This window comes from Pseudomonas sp. PDM22 (assembly GCF_014851965.1).
In the GTDB taxonomy this organism is placed as follows: Bacteria; Pseudomonadota; Gammaproteobacteria; order Pseudomonadales; family Pseudomonadaceae; genus Pseudomonas.
In genome coordinates this window covers 238635-260245 of record NZ_JACVAR010000002.1, presented here as the reverse complement: position 1 = coordinate 260245, position 21611 = coordinate 238635, and the positions used below count along the sequence as shown (strand labels likewise).

Genomic DNA, 21611 nt, shown 5'->3' with positions numbered 1-21611 from the left:
GAGCAGCTTCGGCTGCTCTGCTTCAAAGGCGCGGGCGGCGGCCCTATTTCAAATAGGAACGCAGCACGCCCATGACCTGTTCGAGGTCCTCGTGGCGCTGTGCCGCAGTACGGTCCTCGGCGCCCAGGTGGTCGCGCAGGTGGCCTTCGAGCACTTCGGCCATCAGGCCGTTCACCGCGCCGCGGATCGCGGCGATCTGCTGCAGGATCGCTGCACATTCGCTACCCGCCTCCAGCGCCCGTTCCAGTGCTTCGCTCTGGCCCTTGATGCGCCGCACCCGGGTCAGCAGCTTCTTCTGGTCCTTGATGGTATGTCCCACGTCAAAACTCCAAAGGTATACTGGGGTATAGTATCCAGACTGATTCTGTGGACCATCATCATGCAGCACGCCGCCCACCCGCAAGACGGTCGCCACGACCACCAGTTCCACGAAGGCAATCCCCTGGCCGAACGCAACACCCTGCGCGCCGCGCTGCTGACCGTCGTGATGATGGTGGTGGAGATCGCCGGTGGCTGGATCTTCAACTCCATGGCGCTGCTCGCCGACGGCTGGCACATGAGTTCCCACGCCCTGGCGCTAGGGCTGGCGTTCTTCGCCTACGTGGCGGCGCGGCGCTTCAAGGGCGACGCGCGCTTCGCCTTCGGTACCTTCAAGATCGAGATTCTCGCCAGCTACACCAGCGCCATCCTGTTGCTGGGCGTGGCGGCGCTGATGATGTTCGAGTCCGTCGCACGGCTGCTCTCCCCTTCACCGATCCATTACCAGCAGGCCATCGCCATCGCGGTCATCGGCCTGCTGGTGAACCTGGCCTGCGCCTGGCTGCTGCGCGGCGAGCACCATCACCATGGCCACGATCACCATCATGGTCATGACCATCACCACGGCCATGAACATCACGCCCATGGTCACGACCTGAACCTGCGCGCGGCCTATCTCCACGTGCTGGCCGACGCCGCCACCTCGGTGGCGGCGATCATCGCCCTGATCGGCGGCCTGATCTGGGGCGCCGCCTGGCTCGACCCGCTGATTGGCATGGTCGGCGCCGTGCTGGTGGCCGTCTGGTCGGTCGGCCTGCTCAAGCAGAGCGGCCGGGTGCTGCTGGATGCGGAGATGAACGACCCGGTGGTGGAGGAAATCCGCGAGGTGGTCGCCGAGCTGCCCAATCCGGCGCGCATCACCGACCTGCACCTGTGGCGCGTGGGAAAGTCGCGCTACGCCTGCATCCTCAGCCTCGCGAGCAGCGGCGGCCTGACGCCCGAGCTGGTGCGCCAGCGCCTGCAGGTCCACGAAGAACTGGCGCACATCACCGTGGAGATCAACCCGATTCCCGCCTGAGGACGGCCCATTAAAAGACCGGAAGTCGTGGCGGCTTTGACGGCCGCCACGCCGCTGCGGCCTAATGCGCAGCCTGTCGAACCCGGTCGCCTGCCTGCATGTCCAGCTCCCGCTTCTCCACCGCCCAGCAACGCGCCAGCATCCTGCACCTGCCCGCCGGCCCCTGGACGACGGTGCTCGACTGCCTGTGCGCTCGCTTCCCGGCGATCAGCCGCGACACCTGGCTGGACCGCATGGCGCGCGGCAAGGTGCTGGACAACGACGGCCAGCCCATCGGCCCCGAGCACCCCTACCGCGAAGCACTGCGCATCCATTACTTCCGCGAGGTGCCGCAGGAAACGCCGATCCCCTTCCAGGAGAGCATCCTGTATGCCGACGAACACCTGGTGGTGGCGGACAAGCCGCACTTCCTGCCGGTGACGCCCGCCGGGCAGTACGTCGAGGAAACCCTTCTCGCCCGCCTCACCAGGCGCCTGGACAACCCGCAGCTGGTGCCGCTGCACCGCATCGACCGGCTCACCGCCGGGCTGGTGCTGTTCTCCGCCAACCCGACCAACCGCGATGCCTACCAGGCGCTGTTCCGCGAGCGGCGAATCGACAAGCTGTACGAAGCCATCGCCCCGGCGCTGCCGCAACGGGCGTTCCCGCTGGTGCATCGCTCGCGGATGGTCGAGGGCGATCCCTTCATCCGCATGCAGGAAGTGGACGGTGAGCCCAACAGCGAAACGCGCATCGAGGTGCTGGAGCAGCGCGGCGAGCTGTGGCGCTATGGACTGCATCCGGTGTCCGGCAAACGTCACCAGTTGCGCGTGCACATGTCGGGCCTGGGCGCGGCGCTGTGCTTCGACCCGCTCTACCCGACGCTGCCACCACGCGGCGAGCGGCCGCCGGAAGACTTCGACAAGCCGCTGAAGCTGCTAGCCCGGCAACTGGAGTTCATCGACCCGCTCACCGGCGAGGCGCGGCATTTCAGGAGCCAGCTGGAACTGACCTGGCCTTCCATCAATTTCATCGATGGTCACCCTTAAGACGATCCATTTCCGTCGATAGTGGCCCGGGTGTTTTCATAGCTCCACCCCAAGGAGAGAAAGCATCGGGAGCCCGATCATGAGCTACAGCGCCAAGTCCTTTTCCGCCCTCGTCAACGCCCTGCGCGCCGATGGCATCACCCGTCCCGAACAGATGGCACGGCAGCCCTTCCGCAATGCCCAGGGCTTCTGGTCCGCGGTGGCCAAGAAATGAACCTCGTGCGGCGACTCCCGCCTGCGCTGCGCATGGATGCGGTGATCGTCCTCTACGCCCTGGCCGCGGCCTGGCTGGTCTTCTCGGGCCTGTAATGGCGGACCGGTGAAAAAGACCCAATGAAAAGGGCAGCCACGGCTGCCCTTTTTCGTGTCCCGCGCGGCCCTGCCGCGCTCCATCCTCACTTCTTCAGACAGGTGCTCATGAACGCCTTGCGTTCATCACCCTTGAGCGCCTTTTTCGTCGCATCGGCGTTGCAGGTCTTCATCTTTTCCTGCTGCGCCGTCGTCGCCTTGGTTTCGCCCCCACCAGCCTTCAGGCAGGTGCTCATGAACGCCTTGCGCTCATCACCTTTGAGCGCCTTGGTGGTGGCATCGGCGTTACAGGTTTTCATCTTCTCCTGCTGCGCGGTCTGCGCGGCGGTGGCGGCAAAGCCTTGCGCCGAAAAAAGCAGAGCCAGGACGAGCAGCGGAATCCGAACGGTGGTCATGGAGTGGTCTCCCAGGATGGAATTGCCACTCTGAGCGTAGCTCGCAGCCCAGCATTCGCGAGGGCTGCGCCGCGATGCTGCACTTCATCCCGCGCGGCCCGTGATGGCTTGCGCGAGGCGAAAAAGAAAATCAGTTATATATAAATTCGAATTGATAATTTTTTGAAATATCAAAAATACAGCAGTATGGCGCTGCCACCCATTCGGTACACCAGGAACCTGCCATGTCGCTGTTGACCCTTCCCAATGCCCGCGAGCAAACCAAGTCGGTCCGCGCCACGGTGCTGGTGTTCAAGGACCCGCGCTCGCAGGAGCTGCTCAACCGCATCGAGCGCCTGGCCCCGAGCGAGGCCAACGCATTGATCATCGGCGAGACCGGTACCGGCAAGGAGCTGGTCGCGCGACATATCCACAAGCTCAGCCGCCGCAGCGGCGCGCCCTTCGTGGCGGTGAACTGCGGTGCGTTCTCCGAGACACTGGTGGAGAGCGAGCTGTTCGGCCACGAGAAAGGCGCCTACACCGGCGCCACGACCAGCAAGGCCGGTTGGTTCGAGTCGGCCAACGGCGGCACCCTGTTCCTCGACGAGATCGGTGACCTGCCGCTGAACATGCAGGTGAAACTGTTGCGCGTGCTGCAGGAGCGCGAGGTGGTACGCCTGGGCTCGCGCACACCGGTGCCGATCAACGTGCGGGTGGTCGCCGCCACCAACGTCAACCTGGCCGACGCCGTGGTGGCCGGGCATTTCCGCGAGGACCTGTTCTACCGCCTGCACGTCGCCACCATCCGCCTGCCCCCGCTGCGCGAGCGTCCCGGCGACATCCTGCCGCTGGCCGAGTTCTTCCTCGAAGAGCACTGCCAGCGCCTGGGCTACAACCGCGCATCCCTGAGCCCCGAGGCCGAACGCAAGCTGCTGGGTCACACCTGGCCGGGCAATATCCGCGAGCTGGAGAACGCCATCCACCACGCCCTGCTGGTGTGCCGCAACCAGCAGGTGCAGCCAGGCGACCTGCAACTCGCCGAGCTGCCGTCCGCGCCACGCCACGACTCGCTGCGCCACGAAACCTTCCCCCACGCCCTGGCGCCCCGCGTCGAGGCCACCCTGGAGCAGGCGCTGCTGGAGCTGTTCGAAAGCAACAAGCCCGACCTCTACGAGCACGTCGAGGAAGTGCTGTTCCGCACCGCCTACCACTTCTGCCATGGCAACCAGCTGCAGACCGGCCGCTTGCTGGGCATCAGCCGCAACATCGTCCGCGCCCGCCTGGAAAAGATCGGTGAACTGAACCTCAGCCGCACCGGCTGAGGTGAGTTCAGCCCGCGCCAGCAGCGGGCTGAAACCGTCCGTCGGCGATCCCCGTCCGGCCTCCCCCCGCGAAAGGTTATAATCCGCGCCGGTTTTGCAGCCGGCACGCCAGTACAGGCTGAGCGTCTACACTTTCAGGGCATCGCCCGGGCGGGACGTCGACAGCCAGCGAAAGGCCCATCGCCGTCAGCTGCCAGTCACCCTCTTCAAGTCATCAGCTTCAAGTCATCAGGAACCATCGTGACCAAAGACGAACTGCGCGCGGAACTGGAGCGCCAGGAGCAACGTTTCAAGGATGAACAGGGCGGCGAAGTGACCCTTTATGCCGCCCAGCCCGAACCCGGCAAGAAACCCTGGCGCAAGCGACCCAGCGTGCAGGACAAGGCCTTCGACCGGGAACTGGAAAGAATCGAAGAAGAACGACAGAAAAAGGATCAGGAAGGCGCTTCCGTTTAAAGCGCAGGTACGGCCCCAGACTGAAAGACCCACCCGAATCTGTTGTGGGAAAGTCTTGATGCGATGGGCGAGCAGCGCTCCGTGGGGGAGCCCGCCAGTTGGCCTGCAAACACTCATCCGATGGGCCGGCGGCCCGCGTGGAAGCATTGCAAACTTTTTCCACCCTGCCTGAAAGCGCCGTGCGACGAGGCGTCGCGCAAATTGGAGAAACCGTTCCAGGCTAAATACGGTGCTCCAAGCTTCTGGCATAATCGCCGCCCCGTCTCCGACCGGTCATAGAATTTTCATGTTCGATCTCTTCAGCGGACTCGATCTCTGGGTGGGTATCAGCCTGGTGCTGGCACTCACATTCGTCCTGGCGTTCGAGTTCATCAACGGCTTCCACGACACCGCCAACGCGGTGGCCACGGTCATCTACACCAAGGCCATGTCCCCGTACCGCGCGGTGATCCTCTCCGGCATCTTCAACTTCCTCGGCGTGTTGCTCGGTGGCGTCGGCGTCGCCTACGCGATCGTCCACCTGCTGCCGGTGGAGCTGTTGATCAATGTGAACACCGGCCACGGTCTGGCCATGGTGTTCTCGCTGCTCGCCGCGGCCATCACCTGGAACCTGGGCACCTGGTACTTCGGTATCCCGGCTTCCAGCTCGCACACCCTGATCGGCTCGATCCTCGGCGTTGGCCTGGCGAATGCGCTGATCAACGGCGTACCGGTGGCCGACGGGATCAACTGGGGCAAGGCCATCGACATCGGCCTGTCGCTGATCTTCTCGCCGCTGGCCGGCTTCATCGTCGCCGGCGCCCTGCTGATCGGCCTGAAGTGGCTGTACCCGCTGTCGAAGATGCACAAGACCCCGGAAACCCGCCGCGACGTCGACGAGAAGAAGCACCCGCCGTTCTGGAACCGCCTGGTGCTGGTGATCTCGGCCATGACCGTGAGCTTCGTGCACGGCTCCAACGACGGCCAGAAGGGCATCGGCCTGATCATGCTGGTGCTGATCGGCATCGTCCCGGCGAAGTTCGTCCTCGACCTGAACAGCACCACCTACCAGATCGAGCGCACCCGCGACGCCGCCATCCACCTGCAGCAGTTCTACAACCGCCACTCCGACACCCTCGGCGAGATGCTCGCACTGGGCAAGGCCGGCGACGCGGACATGCCTGACCTGTACCGCTGCGAGCCGAAGCAGACCGAAGCGACCCTCAAGGGCCTGCTGAGCGACCTGCACGGCGTTTCCAGCTACAACGACCTGAACGACGACGAGCGCGTGCAGGTACGCCGCTACCTGCTGTGCCTGGACGACACTGCGAAGAAGGTCGGCAAGCTGTCCGAGCTGCCGTCCCGCGAGAAGGCGGACCTCGAGAAGCTGCGCAAGGACCTGACCAGCACCACCGAATACGCGCCCTTCTGGGTGATCATCGCGGTGGCCCTGGCCCTGGGCATCGGCACCATGGTCGGCTGGAAGCGCGTGGTGCTCACCGTCGGCGAGAAGATCGGCAAGCAGGGCATGACCTATGCCCAGGGCATCGCTGCCCAGCTCACCGCGACCGCCGCCATCGGCATGGCCAACATCTACAGCCTGCCGGTGTCCACGACCCACGTGTTGTCCTCGGGCGTGGCGGGCACCATGGTGGCGAACCGCAGCGGCCTGCAAGGCAGCACGATCCGCAACATCCTCATGGCCTGGGTGCTGACCCTGCCGGTGTCGATCGCGCTGTCCGCCGGCCTGTTCTGGCTGTCCTCGCGCTTCATCGGCTGATCCCGCGCCGCGCACCACGAAAAACGCCTGCATCCGCAGGCGTTTTTCATTTCCGGACGCTCAAACCGTAATAGCCTGCCTCGGCAGGCGGATGACGAAACGCGCGCCGCCCTTGAAGTTATCCACAGACAGGCTGCCGCCCATGTTACGGATCAGGTCGTGGCTCACCGACAGTCCCAGCCCCGTGCCCTTGCCGATGGGCTTGGTGGTGAAGAAGGCCTCGAAGATGCGCTCGATCACCGCCGGGTCGATGCCGCCAGCGTTGTCGCGCACATGCAGCTCCACCCAGCCGGGGTCCGTGCAGGGTTCCTGCGACACGCCGACCCAGCGCGCGCCCTCTTCTCCTCGTCCCAGCAGAGCGTCACGGGCGTTGGCCAGCAGGTTGATCAGCACCTGCTCCAGCTGGTCGGCATAGCCACGCACCACCACCCGTTGCGCCGGCGGCCGGCATTCCAGGGTGATGCCCTGCTGCGTGAGGCTCTCGCCCAGCAAGGCAACGGCGCCTTCGCAGGCGTCGTAGGGATCGAAGGGCGCGGCCTCCAGCTCCGACTTGCGACTGAACACCCCCATGTGGCTGATCACCCGCGAAAGCCGGTCGATCTGCGCGTCCGCACGCTCGAGCTTTTCCTTCAGGTATTCGGGCTCGCCCAGCTTCTGCCGGGCGTTGTAGAGGGACATACGCATGACGTGCAGCGGCTGCTTCATCTCATGCGCCATGCCGCTGACCATCTCGCCCAGGCTGGCCATCTTCGCGCCCTGGGCCAGCTGCTGCTGGGCGTGGCGCACGGCGGTGTTGTCGCGGCCCACGGCCTGGATTTCCACCAGCCGCCCCTCGGCATCCAGCAACGGCCGGTCCGACCAGATCAGCCAGAGGTTGCGCTGGCCGGGGAGGCAGAAGCGCAACTCCCAGGAATCGTCCACCGCCCCCTTGCCGCCGCCCACCAGGCGCGCGCGCAGGGCGCTGCAATCCTGCTCCGAGAGCCACTCGTCGAGCCGCCGACCGAGCAGCGTGTCCACCGGTTCACCGAGCACCTGGGCAAAGGTGTGGTTGATGAAGGTCAGCTGCAGGCCGGGGTCATAGCGGCAGATCAGCGCCGGGGAGTCCTCGACCAGCACGCGATAGCGCTCCTCGCTCTCGGCGATCTGCAGTGCGGCCAGGTGCTGCTCGGTGACATCCAGCCAGAGGCCGACAGCCTCCTGCGGGATGCCCTGGATGTCACGCAGCAGCTTGGCCTCGTCGTACAGCCAGTGCCACTCTCCAGCGCTGTCGCACAGGCGGTACTCGGTGCGCACGCGGCCTTCGCGCAGCAGCTCGCGGCCACGATCGAGAAAAGTCTCCAGGTCTTCGGGGTGCACCCGCTCGGCCAGCGCCTGCCAGTTCTGGCCCTGCAGGTCGAGGCCGAGCAGGTTGCCGGCGCTCTCGCTGTAGAACTCGGGGATCAGGTGCCCCTCCTCCACGCGCTGCACGTAGATCACCACTGGCGCGCTGTCGATCAGGTTGCGCAGCCGCGCGTGGGCGGCCAGCGCCTGATCTTCCTGCAACTTGCCTTCGCTGATATCCAGCAGCACACCGTCCATCAACTGGTCGCCAGCACGTGCCTGGCGCCGGCCCTGCAGGCGCAGCCAGCGCCGCGTCTGAGCGGAAGAAGCACCGCGCAGGCGCAGGTCCTGGACTAGCCGCCCGCCCGGTTGCAGGTTGCGCAGGCGCAGGCTGAGTTCGTCGGCGTCGGCGGGGTGCAACTGGCTCAGCAGGTCGGTCAACGCCAGCTGCAACTGCCCGGCGGGCAACCCCAGGCTCGCCGCCACCGCTGGTGACAGTTCGAACAGGCCTTCGTCGACGCGCAAGCGCCACCAGCCACCGCCCACCATGTCCTGCAGCAGATTCAGGCGCCGGCTGCTGTCGCGCAGGCTGTGCAGTTCGGTGCGTTCGTGAACGAGATTGGTGAGGATTTCCGCCAGGTACTGCCAGTCGCTCGGCGCCAGCCCCGGCCAGCTGGCGCCATGCTCCATCGGTTCGGCCAGCAACCCGGCCAGCCGCCCACCGCGCACAGGGGCAGGAATCAGGTAGAGCTGGGCGCAGCACAGGGTACGCAGCAGCTCCGATGGGTTGTCATCGGCCCCCAGCAGGCAGGCACCGCTGGCGGCCCGCAGTTCATCGCCGGGCAGGGCCAGGTTTTCCCGCAGCAGGCTGTCGAAACCGGGCTGTACGTAGCAGGCAAAGACCCTCAGGCTCTGGTCCGGCGCTTCCAGCAACAGGGCCATGCTACGCATGTGGAAGTTGCTGCAGAACGCCTCCAGCACTTCACCGACGGCCTCGCCGAGGCGGCGTTGCGAGCTGTGGCGCAGGCGCGCCAGCAGCAGTTTGCTGAGGTTCAGGCATTGCAGCTTGTGTTGCTGGCTGTCGGACTGCCAGTTCAGGTCGGAGATGTCCGTGCCCAGCAGCAGGCAGTGCTCGTTGGCCTGCAGGACCGCCTGGAAGCGGCAGACCAGCGGCAGGTCGCCGGTGCTGCGCAGCACCAGGTCGAGCCGCTCTCCCCCGCGCAGACTGGACACCTGCATGCCACCGGGAATGCGCCGGTCCAGATAGTCACCCAGCCCAGGCAGGTCGCCGTTGCCCGGCACCGGCGGGAGCAGACGGTGCGCCTGGCTGCCGCCACGGGCGATGACGCGATCGCGGCTGTCCAGCTCCAGCCACAGGTCCCAGTGGCCGGTCACTACGGGCTCGGTCAGTTCTTCCACCGGCAGTGCCGGACGTCTGCGTGCCGCCAGTGGCCGGCTGGGCACCGGGTTGTCATTCATCTCATGCTGGCCGCGAGGCCTGGAGCGCCAGAAATCGAACATCCAGTACCTCAGAGCAGGACGCTGGCGGTGCCGCTGAGCACGTCGGGCAGGCGCGGTACCGTGCCGATTCCCGGCAGGGTCAGCAGCGGGACGATGGGCGAGGTGGCGTAGGGGTAACTGACGCACACCTGCACGCGGGTGTAGTCACGACCCGAAACAGACTCCGTGGTGGGTGTGGCCATGAATTGCCCGCCGTAGCAGCCGTTGCGCCAGCTCGCGGGCATCCAGCTCAGACGCTCGGTCACGGCGCTGTCCACGGCAGCCTTGAGCGCGGCGTTGTAGCCGCCCGGTGCCTGGGGGTTCACCGAGACGGCCACTCGCGCCCCCGCCGCCGCCGCATCGTTGAACGACTGCAGCATCAGCAGGGGCACGCAATAACCGAGCAGTCCGTAGAGAACTGCGAAGAACAGCACGAATACGGCGGCGAACTCGATAGCCACCGCGCCTCGTTGAGTGCCACGCCCGCCGACTCCGTTCATGCGAAATACTCCCGGACCAACTTGCAACTTGAATGATCGTTCAACTTGTCGGCACAGCGGAACTTTACTGAAGATACTCGCCGTCGGATAAACACCGTTCTCCAGCAATACTAGGCGCTCTTCCAGGATTCGCCCTCATGGCCTATCGGAATAACCTTGCGAGCCAAACTCGATTACCCATGGCTTCAATTGCAATATGGCGCTGAAGTGGGGGATACCTTAAAACTCCACTAACCTGCTTCGAAGTCGCCGTGCCGGAATAAGGACATTCTCGATGCTGTTCAAACTCTGCCTGCTGGGCTGGTTCGCCGTCTGTGCCAGCCAGGACCTCACCCGGCTGCGGGTCAGCAACTGGCTGACGCTGGGCGGGGCGCTGGCGGCCCTGCTGTTCCTGCTGGTCACGGGCCATACGCTGACAGGCTATGCGCCGCTTGCCGCGGGGGTCGCCGCGTTGCTGGCGGCGCTGCTCAGCGTGCCGGGTTACTGGCTGGGGAAGCTGGGCGCCGCCGACGTGAAAATACTGATCGCCCTGGGCCTGGCCAGCGACCCGCTGACGGTGCTCTACACCCTGGCGCTGGCCTGCCTGTTCTGTGTGGTGCTGATGTTCGCCAGCAAACTTTTGATTGATTCGGATAAAGTACCGGCTAATTGCAAATCGCAATTAACCAAACTGCAACCGTCAAGATTCAAGTCATTTCCCTTCATCTTCGCACTGTTCGCCGGTCTTCTGACGACCCTGTCGCTCCTCAAATAAAAATGATTCCGACAATTGGCAGAATCCAAACTTAACGACTATATGCTAAGGGTTAATACCATCCATCGCCTGTGGGACGATCCGGCTACGGTAATTGAACGGCCGGACGATAAAAATAATGGAAGTAATCTTTCAAGGAGCGTGCAGTCATGGAAAAAACGGCCAATCGCCGTTTCAGCGTGCTGGTCATCGATGACGAGCCTCAGGTCACTGCGGAGCTTTCCGAACTGCTGGAGAACAGCGGCTACCGCTGCGTGGTCAGCGACAGCAAGGACAGCGCCCTGCAGAAATTCCGCGATGACGCCTCGATCGGCCTGGTGATCTGCGATCTGGGCCTGGGTCGCGACAACGGCATCCGCGTGGTCGAGGCGCTCAAGGATGTGGCCGGTGCGACGCGGTTCTTCGAGACCATCATCCTCACCGGCCAGCAAGGCAGCCAGGAAGTGATCGAGGCCATGCGCGTCGGCGTCGCCGATTACTACCAGAAGCCAGTGGCGCCGATGGACCTGCTCAAGGGCCTGGAACGCCTGGAGGCGCGCCTGCATGAGCGCATCCGCAGCCAGCTCAGCCTGAGCCATGTGAACCAGCGCCTGGAGTACCTCGCCGAATCGCTCAACTCGATCTCGCGGGATATCCACAAGATCAAGTACGAGGTCCATGGCGGCGGCGGCCAACCGGCCAGCAGCAGCGTGCTCAAGCAGGAACAGCCCGAGCCTGCGGCCAGCGCAGCACCGAGCAACGCCGAGCAGATGACGCCGGTGGTGAACAACCCGCTGTTCAACAAGCTCTCGCCGCGCCAGCAGGCAGTGGCGCGCCTGGTGAGCAAGGGGCTGACCAACTACCAGATCGCCTATGACCTGGGGATCACCGAGAACACCGTGAAGCTCTATGTCTCCCAGGTGCTGCGGCTGATGCACATGCACAACCGCACCCAGCTCGCCCTCGCCATCTCCCCCAGCGCCTCGCAGAGCAGCGCGGTGCACTGAGCCCGCCGCCACCTCCACCGGCCTTCAGATCAGCAGCTCCGCGCCGCCGGTCTGGAGGTCGATCAGGCGCACGTCGAGGATGCCGGTCTGGATGCCCAGGAGCTTGAGCAGCGGATCGACCAGAGTGGTCGCCAGCAGATTCACGACGCTCGACAAGGCACCCGTCAGCAAGTTACCGATTCCCAGCGCGGAATTGATCAGTGTGCTCGAGACGCTGTTGACCAACTGCCCCAGCGGGCACAGCAACCACCCCACCAGCGGAAGGTCGCAAGTCAGGCTGGGGGGCAAGGTGACAGTGACCTTGAGATTCTTCGCCAGATCCGCAACACCGGCGGCCAACGACGCCCCCAGAGGACTCTGCACGCGCTTGGCGGCACTGGGCAGATCAGCGGGCGATGCCACGTTGAACTTTATCTGCTGTTCTCCGCCGGCAGCGAACGAAGTCGCCTGATTGCCATTGCTCAGGTTGACCAGCTTGAGCTTGTCATCCGCACCGGGGAACAGGCCGACGCTGGCGTTCAAGGTCAGATTGGCGATCCCGGGCTTGGCCTGGATATCGACCTCCACCGGCTTCCCTACCCCGCCACAATTGATGCTCTCCAGCGCCGCAGTGCCCTTGGCGACGTCGACTTGCAACGCCACGTCGGTCGTCACCAGATTCAGATTCAGCAGATCGACATGCACCGCAGCCGTGAGGCTTATCTGCGTCGACGTGGCCTGCGTCCGCCAGGTGCCGTCGCTGTTCTTGCCGGGATAGCCGATGGCGATCTGTGGCGGCGAGATAACCGACAGACTGAGCGTCTGGGTGGCCAGGCCCGGAATGGAAAGTTTCTGCGCAGGCACTGCCACCGCATGCTTCTGGTTCGCTACCAACGCCGTCGCCATCAGCAGGTCGAACAGATTCACTCCCGCATTCAATGCCGTATCGCGCACACTGTCCGGCGCCACCACGCTGAGAATATGCCCCAGCGTCAGCTGCGCCGTCGGCACGTTGATGGTGGCCAGCGCCGTACGCAGCAGCGCCGTATTCACCCCGGCCAGTTGTGAGGAGTCCGCCGCGTTGACCATGGCCTGGAGCAACTGCGCAGCGGTGACGTTGGTGCCCAGCAGGCTGTCGATCTTGCCCAGTTCGAGGTTCACCCCGGCGGCCTTGAGCTGCTGGCTCAGGGCGAGCAGCGAGACGTTGGCCCCGGCGATGCCCTGGTAGGTCACCACGTCCAGGTTGAGGTTGGTGCCCAGCAGCCCGCCGAGCAGGGCATTGAGCAACGGCGAGTTGCTCGAATCCAGGCTCAGCACACCGCTACCCGCGGAGATTCCCGCCATCGCCGAGCGCCGTGCCACGGCCTGGGCACTGATCACCGTAGTGCTCGAGGCACCGCTGAACAGACTGGCGACGTTGAGCACCAGGCTGGAGGGAACGCTGTGGGTAGCCTGCACGCGAACGGAATCCGCCAGGTTGCCGCCAGCGCTGAATACCCGCTGGGAATCGGCACTGCCGTAACCGGCAGAAAAGCTGACACTGCCCAGCGTCCCCACCAGGGTGTCGCCGGTGCCGGGCACGAAGCCGTTCTTCGCCGCGCTGGCGGTGACATAGCCCTGAATGTCGGCGGCCAGCTGCGAGCCGCACATACCGCCCTGGGTGGCGGCTTCCAGCGCCGCCATGTCCGCCACACGCTGCAGCTTGCGTTGTTCGAAGTACAGGCGCCCGGTGTCGATCACCAGGGCCAGGCAGATCAGCGCCAGCAGCAGCGTTCCCGCCGCCATGACGCCGATTGCGCCTCGCTGCCTTTCACGTCCCATGGCAGCCTCCGGAAGGGATCAGTTCTTGTCGGTGCTGAAGCCGTTGTTGTCGTCGAGCAGGTACTCGGGAATCTCGTGGGTATAGCTCTTCAGGTAGCGCTGGTAGGCGCGATCGCGCTCGGCCGGTGTGGCGCTCTGCCGGTGGGCCGAGGCGGCCTTGCCGCTGCTCTGCAGGTCCAGCCAGGTCAGCACTTCCTGCTGGTCACGAGCGGTGGTGCCGGCTTCGGTGTGGGTAGTCTCCACCGCCTGGGCCAGCATCGGCGTCGCCAGCAGTGCGCCGGCCAGAATCCATGTCTTCATCCCTCCCTCCCTGCCCACCTCAGCGGGCCTTGACCAGCAACTTGGCGTCCCGCGCCACCGCCGGGGTCGACTCGACCAGCGCGGGGTGCGCGTCTTCCACCGCATCGTCCACGTAACTCACGCTTTCGGCCTGCACCGCCGGCTGGCTGGCCGGGCTGGCGGGGCTTGCCGGGCGCAGGTCCTTCGCCTGGTCCTGGGCCGCGCGGACCTGATCGGCGGACAGCCCGACACTCTGGATCAACCGGCTGGCCTCGCTGTTCTCACCCTGGATGAACATGACGCTGAGCAGGTTGGTGGCCGGCAGCTTGTCGTGTTCGTTCAGCTCCATGGCGGTGATGAACTCGAAGCGCGCCTTCTCCAGCTCACCGCGCCGCAGCAGGACGTAACCCAGGTCGTTGCGCAGCGCGCTGTCGGTGGGCTGCAGGCGCGCCGCTTCACGCAGCTCGCGCTCGGCTTCCACGGTATTGCCGCCGCGCATGGCGATCTGGCCCAGGCCATGATGGGCCTCGGCGGACTTGCAAGTGCCCAGCAGTCCTTCGTAGACGATGCGCGCCTTGGGATCACCGATACGGCGCAGGGCCAGCGCCTTGCTTTCGCGCACTTCCAGCGAGTTCGGCGGCAGGGTTTCCAGGTTGGCCAGGGCGGCGTGGGCGCGGCCGTTGTCCAGCATCTCGCGGGCCAGGTTGAGCTGCAGCTCCACCGCCTGGCCGAGCTTCTCGTCGCAGTTCTGCCCGACGCTCGGCCCGCCCCCCAGGCTGTCGAAGTTGGCGCAACCGCCGAGGGTCAGGCCCAGCAGGCCGATCAAGCACGCGTTTCTCATCCCATTCTCCCCAGGGCCTTGGTGATCGCGAGGAAGCCGGGCCCGGCGAGGATGATCAGCAGCGCCGGAAACAGCAGCGTCATCATCACCAGGCTCATCTTCGCCGACATCTTGCTGACCTTTTCCTGCAGGCCGGTCAGGCGGCGATCCTCGAACAATTGCTTGAGCGTCAGCAGCGACCCGCGAGCACTGCCGCCCTGGCGCAGCATCTGTCGCAGCACGTTGCAGCAGTCGCTCAGTTCCCCCACCGCCAGGCGCTTGCTAAGCAGCTCCAGCTCATCCGCCAGGTCCAGGCCGCTTTCGGCATGCGCCAGCACACCGTCGAGCTCTTCGACCAGCACCGGCACGATGCTCCGCCCTTCCCGGCTGACGACCCTCAGGCTCTGCTCCACCGTGAGACCGGAGTCGAAAAGGATGCGGATCAGCTGGATGAACAGGATCACCTCGTCCGCCAGACGCTGACGGCGCTTGCCGGCGAAGTAGGCCAGCACCCGCTTGGGCAGCAGGAAGCCGATCCCGGCAGCGAAGGACAATGGCAGCAGCGGCGAGGTATGGGCGTGCCCCGGCGTGGCCAGGACCACCAGTACGATGGCCACGAACAGCAAGGGAACCAGGAATATCGACATCAGGTAGATGCGCCGCGGCGTACTGCCGGACCAGCCGGCCTGGTTGAGCAGCAGCCGGACTTCCTCGTCGCGCAGCTGCAGGCGCCGACCCAGGCCACTCTCGCTCATCCGATCGAACGCCCGCGCCATGCGCTGGCCCGCGCCGTGCGGCGTTGCATCGCCCCCCAGGCGCTGCTCGATCAGGCGCTGTTCACGACCGGCCGTGCGGCTCTGCGAGAGCAGCAGGAGGATCGCCGCCAGGGCCAGGATCACCGCCATCAATCCGTACATCAGGGGCATGCCGGCCTCCTCAGATGCTCTTGAGCATGCGCCAGAGCGTGTAGCACCCCAGCACCTGCAACCCCAGGGAAGTCAGCAACATCAGGCGGCCACCGTGGTCGTGCCACATGTTCATCAGGTAGCCCGGATTGCTGAACAGGATGTAGCCGCCCAGGCTCACCGGCAGCAGCGCCAGCACCAGGGCGCTCATGCGGGTTTCACCGGTCATGGCGCGCAGCTGGCGGCCGAGTTTCTCCCGCTCGTGGATGACCTTGATGATGTTTTCCAGCAGGTCGGTGGTATTGCCGCCGTAACGGTGGTTCACCGCCACGCCGAGGGAGAGCACGTGCAGCTCTTCCACGTCGTAGAGCTCTGCAACCTCCTGCAGCGCCTCTGGCAGACTGATGCCCAGCAACACATGGTTGTTCACCAGCGAGAAGATTTCCCGCAGCGGGTCGTCGGCCGCGTTCACCGCCTGGGTGATGGCATCGCCCAGGGTTCGCCCCGAGTGCAGGCTGCGTACCACCTGGTCGAGGAAGTTGGGCATCTGCCGGATCATTTTCTGCAGGCGACGCCGGTACAGCAGATTGAGCAGTGCATGGAAGCCGAGCACGCCGACCCCGACGCCGCAAAGCGCCCCCACCGGACCGGCCAGGCGCTGCCCGAACAGCCCCAGCACAATGCAAACCACCACGGCCCCCAGTACCCAGCCGCGCATGTCGGTGATGCCGGCACGCCGCATGCGCCGCGCCAGCCAGTGGCTGCTGCGGGCGCGCCCTCCTCCGGCAACCACAGTCTCTCCGCTCAGGCGGCGCATCACCAGCTCATGGTGCCGCGCACGCCAGCTCATGCCCGCCAGCCCCATGCCCAGCGCCGCCAGCGCCAAGCTGGCCACGACCAGCCAGAGTGCGCCGCTCATAGCAGCACCTGGCGAAACTTGATGCCGCCCGGCTGGGCCGTGCGGACGAATTGCCCGGTGCCACGTCGGTCGAGGCTGAACAGCGAGTTGGTGACGTAGACACCGTCACGTACCTCCAGCACTTCGAGGATTTCGCTGACGCAGCGGCGGCCGTTGGACAGGCGGGTAATCTGCACGATGATGTCCAGCGCCGAGCAGAGCATCTGCCGCAAGGTCTGCTCCGGCACGCGCTGCCCGGTGAGCCCCACCAGCATCTCCAGGCGCAGCAGCGAATCCATGGCGGAGTTGGCGTGCACGGTGCTCATCGAGCCATCGTGACCGGTATTCATCGCCTGCAGTACGTCGAGCACTTCGACGCCGCGGATCTCGCCGAGGATGATGCGGTCCGGGCGCATCCGCAGGGCGTTGCGGATCAGGTCGCGGGCAGTCACTTCGCCGAAGCCTTCGGCATTCGGCGGACGGGTCTCCAGCCGTACCACGTGGTCGTGGCCCAGTTGCAGCTCGGCGGTATCCTCGATGGTGACGATGCGCTCGCGCTCGTCGATGAAGCTGCTCATGACGTTGAGCAGCGTGGTCTTGCCAGTGCCGGTGCCGCCGCTGATGAGGATGTTGCAGCGGCTCGCCACCGCCTGGCGGAGGAACGCCAGCATCGCTTCGTCGACGCTCTGGTAGGCCAGCAGGTCGGCACTCTTGAGCAGCTCCTTGCTGAATTTGCGGATCGACAGGCAGGGCCCGTCCAGCGCCACCGGCGGGATGATCGCGTTGACCCGGCTGCCATCGGGCAGGCGCGCGTCCACCATCGGGCTGGACTCGTCCAGGCGCCGCCCCAGGGGCGCGAGGATGCGCTGGATCACCCGCTGCACATGGTGGTCATCGATGAAGCGCAGGTCGCTCTGGTACAGCCGGCCTTCGTGCTCGATGAACACCCGGTCCGGGCCGTTGACCAGGATTTCCGAGATGCCCGGATCGCGCAGGAGGATTTCCAGCGGACCGAAGCCGGTCAGTTCGTCGACCACCTCCTCGGCGAGGCGGTCCAGCTCGTAGCGGGAGATCGCCAGCTGGCGGCGCGAGGCGTACTCGCAGACCTTCTCGGAGACGTACTGCGCCACCGCCGGCCGCGCGCCCTCCAGCAGGTTCATGCCGTCTTCGTCGATCTCGTCGATGATGTAGCGGTGCAGGCGCATCTTCAGCGTCTGCAGGTCCTGGTCGTGGCGGCCGTGACCACCGCCGTAGTGCTGGCTCATGAGCGCGCGGCCTTCGCCCGGCCGATCCAGCTGAACAATCCGCGCTTCTCGGCCACGCCGGCGCCCAGCGCCTCCGCCAGGTCGCGCAGCTTCACCGTCAGCGGGTCGCGCGGAGCCAGGTCGAACAGGCTCTGGCCGACGTTCTTGGCACGCAGGCGGGCTTCGGGCGAGGCCGGCAGCACGCCGAAGAGGTCCAAGCCGAACATCTTGCCCAGCGCCGGTGCATCCGGTGGCACCGAGGCCCAGTAACGCTCGATCAGCAGCTCGATACGCGGCAGCGCAGGCGTGCGTTCGCGCAGGCGGCGCAGGCGCTCCAGTCCTTTCTTGCACGATGGCACGCTCTGGTCCACGAGCCACAGCACGCGGTTGGCCTGCATCAGCAGCTGGCCGCTGAGTTCACCTTCGGCAACGCCGGTGAGGTTGATCAGGATATGGCTGAAGGCACTGCGCAGGTTGCCCAGCAGCAGGTAGAGCTCGGCGGTGGTGATGCGCTCCAGCACGCCGGGTTCGTCCGACAGGCTGAGCACGCGCAGGCCGGATTCATGGCGGGCAAAGGCACTGTCGATCAGGGTCTGGTCCAGGCGGCGCAGATTGCGCAGCGCATCAGCGAAGGTGAATGACGGCTCCATGCCGAGGATCGCCAGTGCCTCGCCGGTGGGTTGGCCGATGTCCACCAGCAGCACGCGATGGTCCGCCTGGCGTTGCAGCGCCAGGGCCAGGTGCAGGGCGACGAAGGCCCCATCGGCGTCGGGCCTGGCGCTGATCAGGCTGATCAGCTCGCCCTGCTGGGTGGCGCTCACCGGCACCGTGGGCAGGCGCCCGCCGAGACGACGGACCAGCCCGCTCAGCTCGCTGGCACGGGCGCCGTAGGTGACGAAGTCCCGGGCTCCTGCGCGCATGGCGGCCAGCACCAGCTGGTTGTCCAGACCGTCCCCGACAGCGACGACCGAGAGCAGCGGTCGCGCCGAGACCAGCCCCTCGATGAGCGAACCCTGGGAGACCAGGTTGGCCTTGTTCAGGCTGGTGAACAGGACCGTCGCACCGGTGACGTCCAGCAGCGACAGTAGCTCCTCCAGCGTACCGCTGTTGGCCAGGACGACCTGCCCGCAGCCGGCCAGGCTGCTCTGCAGCCACTCCTGCTCGCCGGGATGCTGGACCAGCGCCACGAAAGTCTGACTCATGCCCGTGCTCCCTTGCTTTGCCTTGCCTCCCGCTCTCTGGCGGGTCAACGCTTCGTAGGTATCCATCAGTGCGACATCCCGCTGCTGGCCTTGCGCTTGTCGAAGCGGCCGTCCTCGAGGAAGTAGAACTCGCCAAAGCCCGGGTCGTAGTCGCGCAGGCCTTCGCCAGGAAGCTTGGGCAGCGCGGCATTGACGGCCAGCGGCTGTACCAGGTGCGGGGTGACGATCATCAGCAGTTCACGGTCGTCCTTGTCCAGGTTCGAAGATCGGAACAACGCGCCGATCACCGGGATGCTGCCGAGGAAGGGGAACTTGTCGATGTTGCTGATGGTGCTGCTGCTGATCAGCCCGCTGATCACGAAGCTCTCGCCGTCGGCGAGCATCACGCTGGTATCGGTGCGCCGCACGGTCAGCGCGGGCACGGCGATGTCGTTGGTGCGGATGCCGCTGGAGAAGTCCAGCTCGCTGACTTCCGGGGCGACCTTCAGGGCGATGCGCTTGTCGTTCATCACCGTCGGGGTCAGGGTCAGACGCACGCCGAACTCCTTGTACTCGATGGTGATGTTGTTGTTATCGCCATTGGGCACCGGGATCGGGAACTCGCCGCCGGCCAGGAACGATGCCGTCTGCCCGCTGGTGGCCACCAGGCTGGGCCGCGCCAGGGTGTAGGCGAAGCCACTGCCTTCCAGGGCATTGATGAAGCCCAGCCACTTGCTGCTGCCACCGCCCCAGATGATGTTGAAGCCGCCGTTGGCGTTGCCGAAGGTGCCGTCCAGGTTGCCGACGGGATCGACAGAGAGGTTGCCCAGGCTGCCCGGCGAGCCCAGCACGAAGGTATTGGAGCCGCGCCGGACCAGCGAGGTACTGGCCTGCTTGAGCTTGCTGCGACTGACTTCCACAAAGCGGATATCGGTCTGCACCTGGTTGGGCAGGCTGCCGGCGCCAACGCCGGTTGCACCCGCCACGTCGCCTACGGCGCGCGCACCAACCCGTACTAAGGTGCGCATCGGCTGGTCGCTGCAGGCGGTCCAGATCAGCAGGCTGGTGAGGCCTTCGGCCTTGCCGGTGACGAGGAAGTCGCGCTTGTCCAGCACCTGCACGTCGGCGATGTTCGGATCGCCGATGGCCAGGCGCTTGATCGGCACCGGCAGTTGCTGGTCACGCTGGGCGCCCTGCTCGACGTCGAGATTCAGTTGCTGGTCAGCGAAGCCTGCGCAGGCGCTCGGGATGGCCTGCGCCGCGGAGTGAACGGCACAGGCCAGCAGGGCAACCAGGGGAAGGATGAAGCGCTTGGACATCGATGCACTCCTTGCTCAATGTGCTTCACGGGTAACGGTGGTGCCTCGGTAGACCACCACGCCGGCGTCGACCTGCGGCGCGGAAACCTGGCGCACGGCGGGGGCCGGCGCCTGGCGCGGCTTGCCGATGAGTTGTTCGAGGGTGATCGGCTGGCTGGAAGCGGAGCCGAGGGAGGCCTGGATATAGCGGCCCTGCTGCTCCTTCTCGTAGAGGTTCTCGTCCTTGCTGCGCACTGCCAGGCGCAGGGAGCCGGCCTGACTGGCGAGCATCAGGCGCGAGGCGGCTTCGGCGGGCACTGCCAGCACGGCAGTGCGCGGCGGTTTGGGTGTCTTGTCCTTGGGATCGCCGGCGTTGCGCGCCTGGCCGTCGGTGGAAACGGCGATCTGCTCGCCGTAGGTCAGCACCCGCACGCCGGGCAGCACCACCTGGGCGCTGAGGCTGCGCTCGGTGCTCTGCTGGTCCTGGACGAAGAGCATGACGTCGACGTAATCGCCGGGGAGCACGAAGCCGCCGCCACCGATGACCTCGTCCACGGCAATCGCCATGGCGCGCTCGTCCGGCCGGATGGTACGGGCCAGAGGGCCGCCCGGTTCGGTCACGGCGGAGGTGAGGATATTGCCCGCTGGAACGGCGACCCAGACGCGCTGGCCGATCACGGCTTCGGGCTTGGGGAAGCTGCCGGCGGGAGCGGTTCGCAGCATTTCCACGCTGACATCGTCCTTGCCGATCACCGCCAGGGGAGGCAAGTCACGGGCAGCCACCACCACGGCGGTGCGCTGCAGCTTGTCGGCTTCGGCCATTGCCACCGGCGCCACCTCCTGCACCACGCCGGCAACCGGCGCGGCCGGTTTGCCGACCTTGAGTCCGAGATACCCCACCACACCGGCGCACACCAGCAACAGCCCGGCGAATACCATCAGCACCTTGCTATTCATGACCACATCCTTGGGCAATCTCGGAAATGCAGACCAGAGGGTCCGCGGCCTTGTCGTAAGAAGTCCGTTACCGGCAGCACCGGGGTTTGTCCTTCAGACCTTTATTGTTGTTTCGGCCAGGCGAGGAAGTTCGATAAGAACCATTCCTCATAATCAGTTTTCAGTTGTGCCATGGCTGAATCTAGTAGCTGTGTTTAGAGCGTCAACCACGCCAGTTAAATTTACGACCTGCAATTATTTATATGCCGAGAGGGTTATAACTTTGGTATTAGCGCTATTTGAACAATTGCATTCAGCCATACGACGCCTAGCCTGACGATGAAGTCGGGGCGCCGCCCCGGTGGTATTCGAGGGAGCACCCGCGATGGACCTGACAATAAAAAACCTGTCCCTGAAACTGTATTGCAAGGCCAAGGCTTTCGCGGCTGACAAGGAAGGGGCAACAGCGATCGAGTATGCAGTTATCGCAGGCTTGATTTCAGTGGTGGTCATTGCCGGTGCAAGCGTTATCGGCGAAGACCTTGGAACTATCATGGAAAACATCCAGAACGAAGTTAAAAACGCCGTGAGTTGATAAGCGGACGA

The 21611-nt window shown here is 65.3% G+C and carries 22 protein-coding genes; 9 read left to right on the top strand and 13 right to left on the bottom strand.

Annotation, left to right across the window (positions count from 1 at the left end; translation table 11 throughout):
• Nucleotides 1-43: 43 nt before the first annotated feature.
• Nucleotides 44-319, bottom strand: a complete 276-nt coding sequence (locus tag IB255_RS06890) for a metal/formaldehyde-sensitive transcriptional repressor (RefSeq protein WP_024764116.1) — start codon at nucleotides 317-319, stop codon at nucleotides 44-46.
• A gap of 60 nt (nucleotides 320-379) precedes the next feature.
• On the opposite strand from IB255_RS06890, the gene dmeF reads away from it, so the two are divergent.
• The 3 genes from dmeF (at nucleotide 380) to IB255_RS30920 (ending at nucleotide 2578) form a co-directional block, all read left to right on the top strand.
• Nucleotides 380-1336, top strand: coding sequence for a CDF family Co(II)/Ni(II) efflux transporter DmeF (gene dmeF / locus IB255_RS06885; RefSeq protein WP_192209915.1), 957 nt, complete (start codon nucleotides 380-382; stop codon nucleotides 1334-1336).
• Between the two features lie 98 nt (nucleotides 1337-1434).
• Nucleotides 1435-2364: a pseudouridine synthase gene (locus IB255_RS06880; protein ID WP_081517538.1), complete on the top strand. Its 930-nt coding sequence runs from the start codon at nucleotides 1435-1437 to the stop codon at nucleotides 2362-2364.
• A 79-nt stretch (nucleotides 2365-2443) separates the two neighbouring features.
• Nucleotides 2444-2578, top strand: coding sequence for a hypothetical protein (locus IB255_RS30920; protein WP_017519380.1), 135 nt, complete (start codon nucleotides 2444-2446; stop codon nucleotides 2576-2578).
• 181 nt (nucleotides 2579-2759) lie between these two features.
• Here IB255_RS30920 and IB255_RS06875 read toward each other — a convergent pair whose 3' ends face one another.
• Entirely contained in the window at nucleotides 2760-3068 is a 309-nt protein-coding gene (locus IB255_RS06875) for a PsiF family protein (protein ID WP_045209676.1), read from the bottom strand.
• A 224-nt stretch (nucleotides 3069-3292) separates the two neighbouring features.
• Between IB255_RS06875 and IB255_RS06870 the strand changes: the two genes are divergently transcribed.
• From IB255_RS06870 to IB255_RS06860, 3 genes are all read left to right on the top strand, one after another.
• The gene (locus tag IB255_RS06870; protein ID WP_081517537.1) at nucleotides 3293-4369 is read left to right on the top strand and encodes a sigma-54 interaction domain-containing protein; all 1077 of its coding nucleotides are present in this window, start codon (nucleotides 3293-3295) and stop codon (nucleotides 4367-4369) included.
• Between the two features lie 240 nt (nucleotides 4370-4609).
• A complete protein-coding gene (locus IB255_RS06865; RefSeq protein WP_081517536.1) occupies nucleotides 4610-4825 on the top strand; it encodes a hypothetical protein in 216 nt (71 codons plus the stop codon).
• A 286-nt stretch (nucleotides 4826-5111) separates the two neighbouring features.
• A complete protein-coding gene (locus IB255_RS06860; protein ID WP_081517535.1) occupies nucleotides 5112-6584 on the top strand; it encodes an inorganic phosphate transporter in 1473 nt (490 codons plus the stop codon).
• Nucleotides 6585-6644: 60 nt separating this feature from the next.
• On the opposite strand, the gene IB255_RS06855 is transcribed toward IB255_RS06860, so the two are convergent.
• Both IB255_RS06855 and IB255_RS06850 read right to left on the bottom strand, forming a co-directional pair.
• Nucleotides 6645-9425: an ATP-binding protein gene (locus IB255_RS06855; protein WP_081517534.1), complete on the bottom strand. Its 2781-nt coding sequence runs from the start codon at nucleotides 9423-9425 to the stop codon at nucleotides 6645-6647.
• 8 nt (nucleotides 9426-9433) lie between these two features.
• Nucleotides 9434-9904, bottom strand: coding sequence for a TadE/TadG family type IV pilus assembly protein (locus tag IB255_RS06850; protein WP_081517533.1), 471 nt, complete (start codon nucleotides 9902-9904; stop codon nucleotides 9434-9436).
• 274 nt (nucleotides 9905-10178) lie between these two features.
• On the opposite strand from IB255_RS06850, the gene IB255_RS06845 reads away from it, so the two are divergent.
• Both IB255_RS06845 and IB255_RS06840 read left to right on the top strand, forming a co-directional pair.
• A complete protein-coding gene (locus tag IB255_RS06845) occupies nucleotides 10179-10658 on the top strand; it encodes a prepilin peptidase (RefSeq protein WP_081517532.1) in 480 nt (159 codons plus the stop codon).
• Nucleotides 10659-10807: 149 nt separating this feature from the next.
• Nucleotides 10808-11644, top strand: a complete 837-nt coding sequence (locus IB255_RS06840; protein WP_081517531.1) for a response regulator transcription factor — start codon at nucleotides 10808-10810, stop codon at nucleotides 11642-11644.
• A 24-nt stretch (nucleotides 11645-11668) separates the two neighbouring features.
• Here IB255_RS06840 and IB255_RS06835 read toward each other — a convergent pair whose 3' ends face one another.
• The 9 genes from IB255_RS06835 to cpaB form a co-directional block, all read right to left on the bottom strand.
• Nucleotides 11669-13444, bottom strand: a complete 1776-nt coding sequence (locus IB255_RS06835; RefSeq protein ID WP_081517530.1) for a pilus assembly protein TadG-related protein — start codon at nucleotides 13442-13444, stop codon at nucleotides 11669-11671.
• A gap of 18 nt (nucleotides 13445-13462) precedes the next feature.
• Entirely contained in the window at nucleotides 13463-13744 is a 282-nt protein-coding gene (locus tag IB255_RS06830) for a DUF3613 domain-containing protein (RefSeq protein ID WP_081517529.1), read from the bottom strand.
• Between the two features lie 19 nt (nucleotides 13745-13763).
• On the bottom strand, nucleotides 13764-14564 hold the full coding sequence (locus tag IB255_RS06825) for a hypothetical protein (protein ID WP_168190493.1): 801 nt from the start codon (nucleotides 14562-14564) through the stop codon (nucleotides 13764-13766).
• Nucleotides 14561-15469: a type II secretion system F family protein gene (locus IB255_RS06820; protein ID WP_081517527.1), complete on the bottom strand. Its 909-nt coding sequence runs from the start codon at nucleotides 15467-15469 to the stop codon at nucleotides 14561-14563. Before IB255_RS06820 ends, IB255_RS06825 begins: the two co-directional genes overlap by 4 nt.
• A 10-nt stretch (nucleotides 15470-15479) precedes the next feature.
• Nucleotides 15480-16367, bottom strand: a complete 888-nt coding sequence (locus IB255_RS06815) for a type II secretion system F family protein (RefSeq protein WP_081517526.1) — start codon at nucleotides 16365-16367, stop codon at nucleotides 15480-15482.
• On the bottom strand, nucleotides 16364-17611 hold the full coding sequence (tadA, locus tag IB255_RS06810) for a type 4b pilus Flp biogenesis ATPase TadA (protein WP_081517525.1): 1248 nt from the start codon (nucleotides 17609-17611) through the stop codon (nucleotides 16364-16366). Before tadA ends, IB255_RS06815 begins: the two co-directional genes overlap by 4 nt.
• Nucleotides 17608-18792: a type 4b pilus Flp biogenesis protein TadZ gene (gene tadZ / locus IB255_RS06805; protein ID WP_192209914.1), complete on the bottom strand. Its 1185-nt coding sequence runs from the start codon at nucleotides 18790-18792 to the stop codon at nucleotides 17608-17610. Before tadZ ends, tadA begins: the two co-directional genes overlap by 4 nt.
• Before the next feature lie 65 nt (nucleotides 18793-18857).
• Nucleotides 18858-20090: a type II and III secretion system protein family protein gene (locus IB255_RS06800; protein WP_192209913.1), complete on the bottom strand. Its 1233-nt coding sequence runs from the start codon at nucleotides 20088-20090 to the stop codon at nucleotides 18858-18860.
• Nucleotides 20091-20105: 15 nt separating this feature from the next.
• Complete coding sequence (gene cpaB, locus IB255_RS06795) at nucleotides 20106-21026, bottom strand: Flp pilus assembly protein CpaB (protein ID WP_192209912.1); 921 nt, start codon at nucleotides 21024-21026, stop codon at nucleotides 20106-20108.
• A gap of 376 nt (nucleotides 21027-21402) precedes the next feature.
• On the opposite strand from cpaB, the gene IB255_RS06790 reads away from it, so the two are divergent.
• On the top strand, nucleotides 21403-21600 hold the full coding sequence (locus tag IB255_RS06790) for a Flp family type IVb pilin (RefSeq protein WP_192210331.1): 198 nt from the start codon (nucleotides 21403-21405) through the stop codon (nucleotides 21598-21600).
• Nucleotides 21601-21611: the final 11 nt, after the last annotated feature.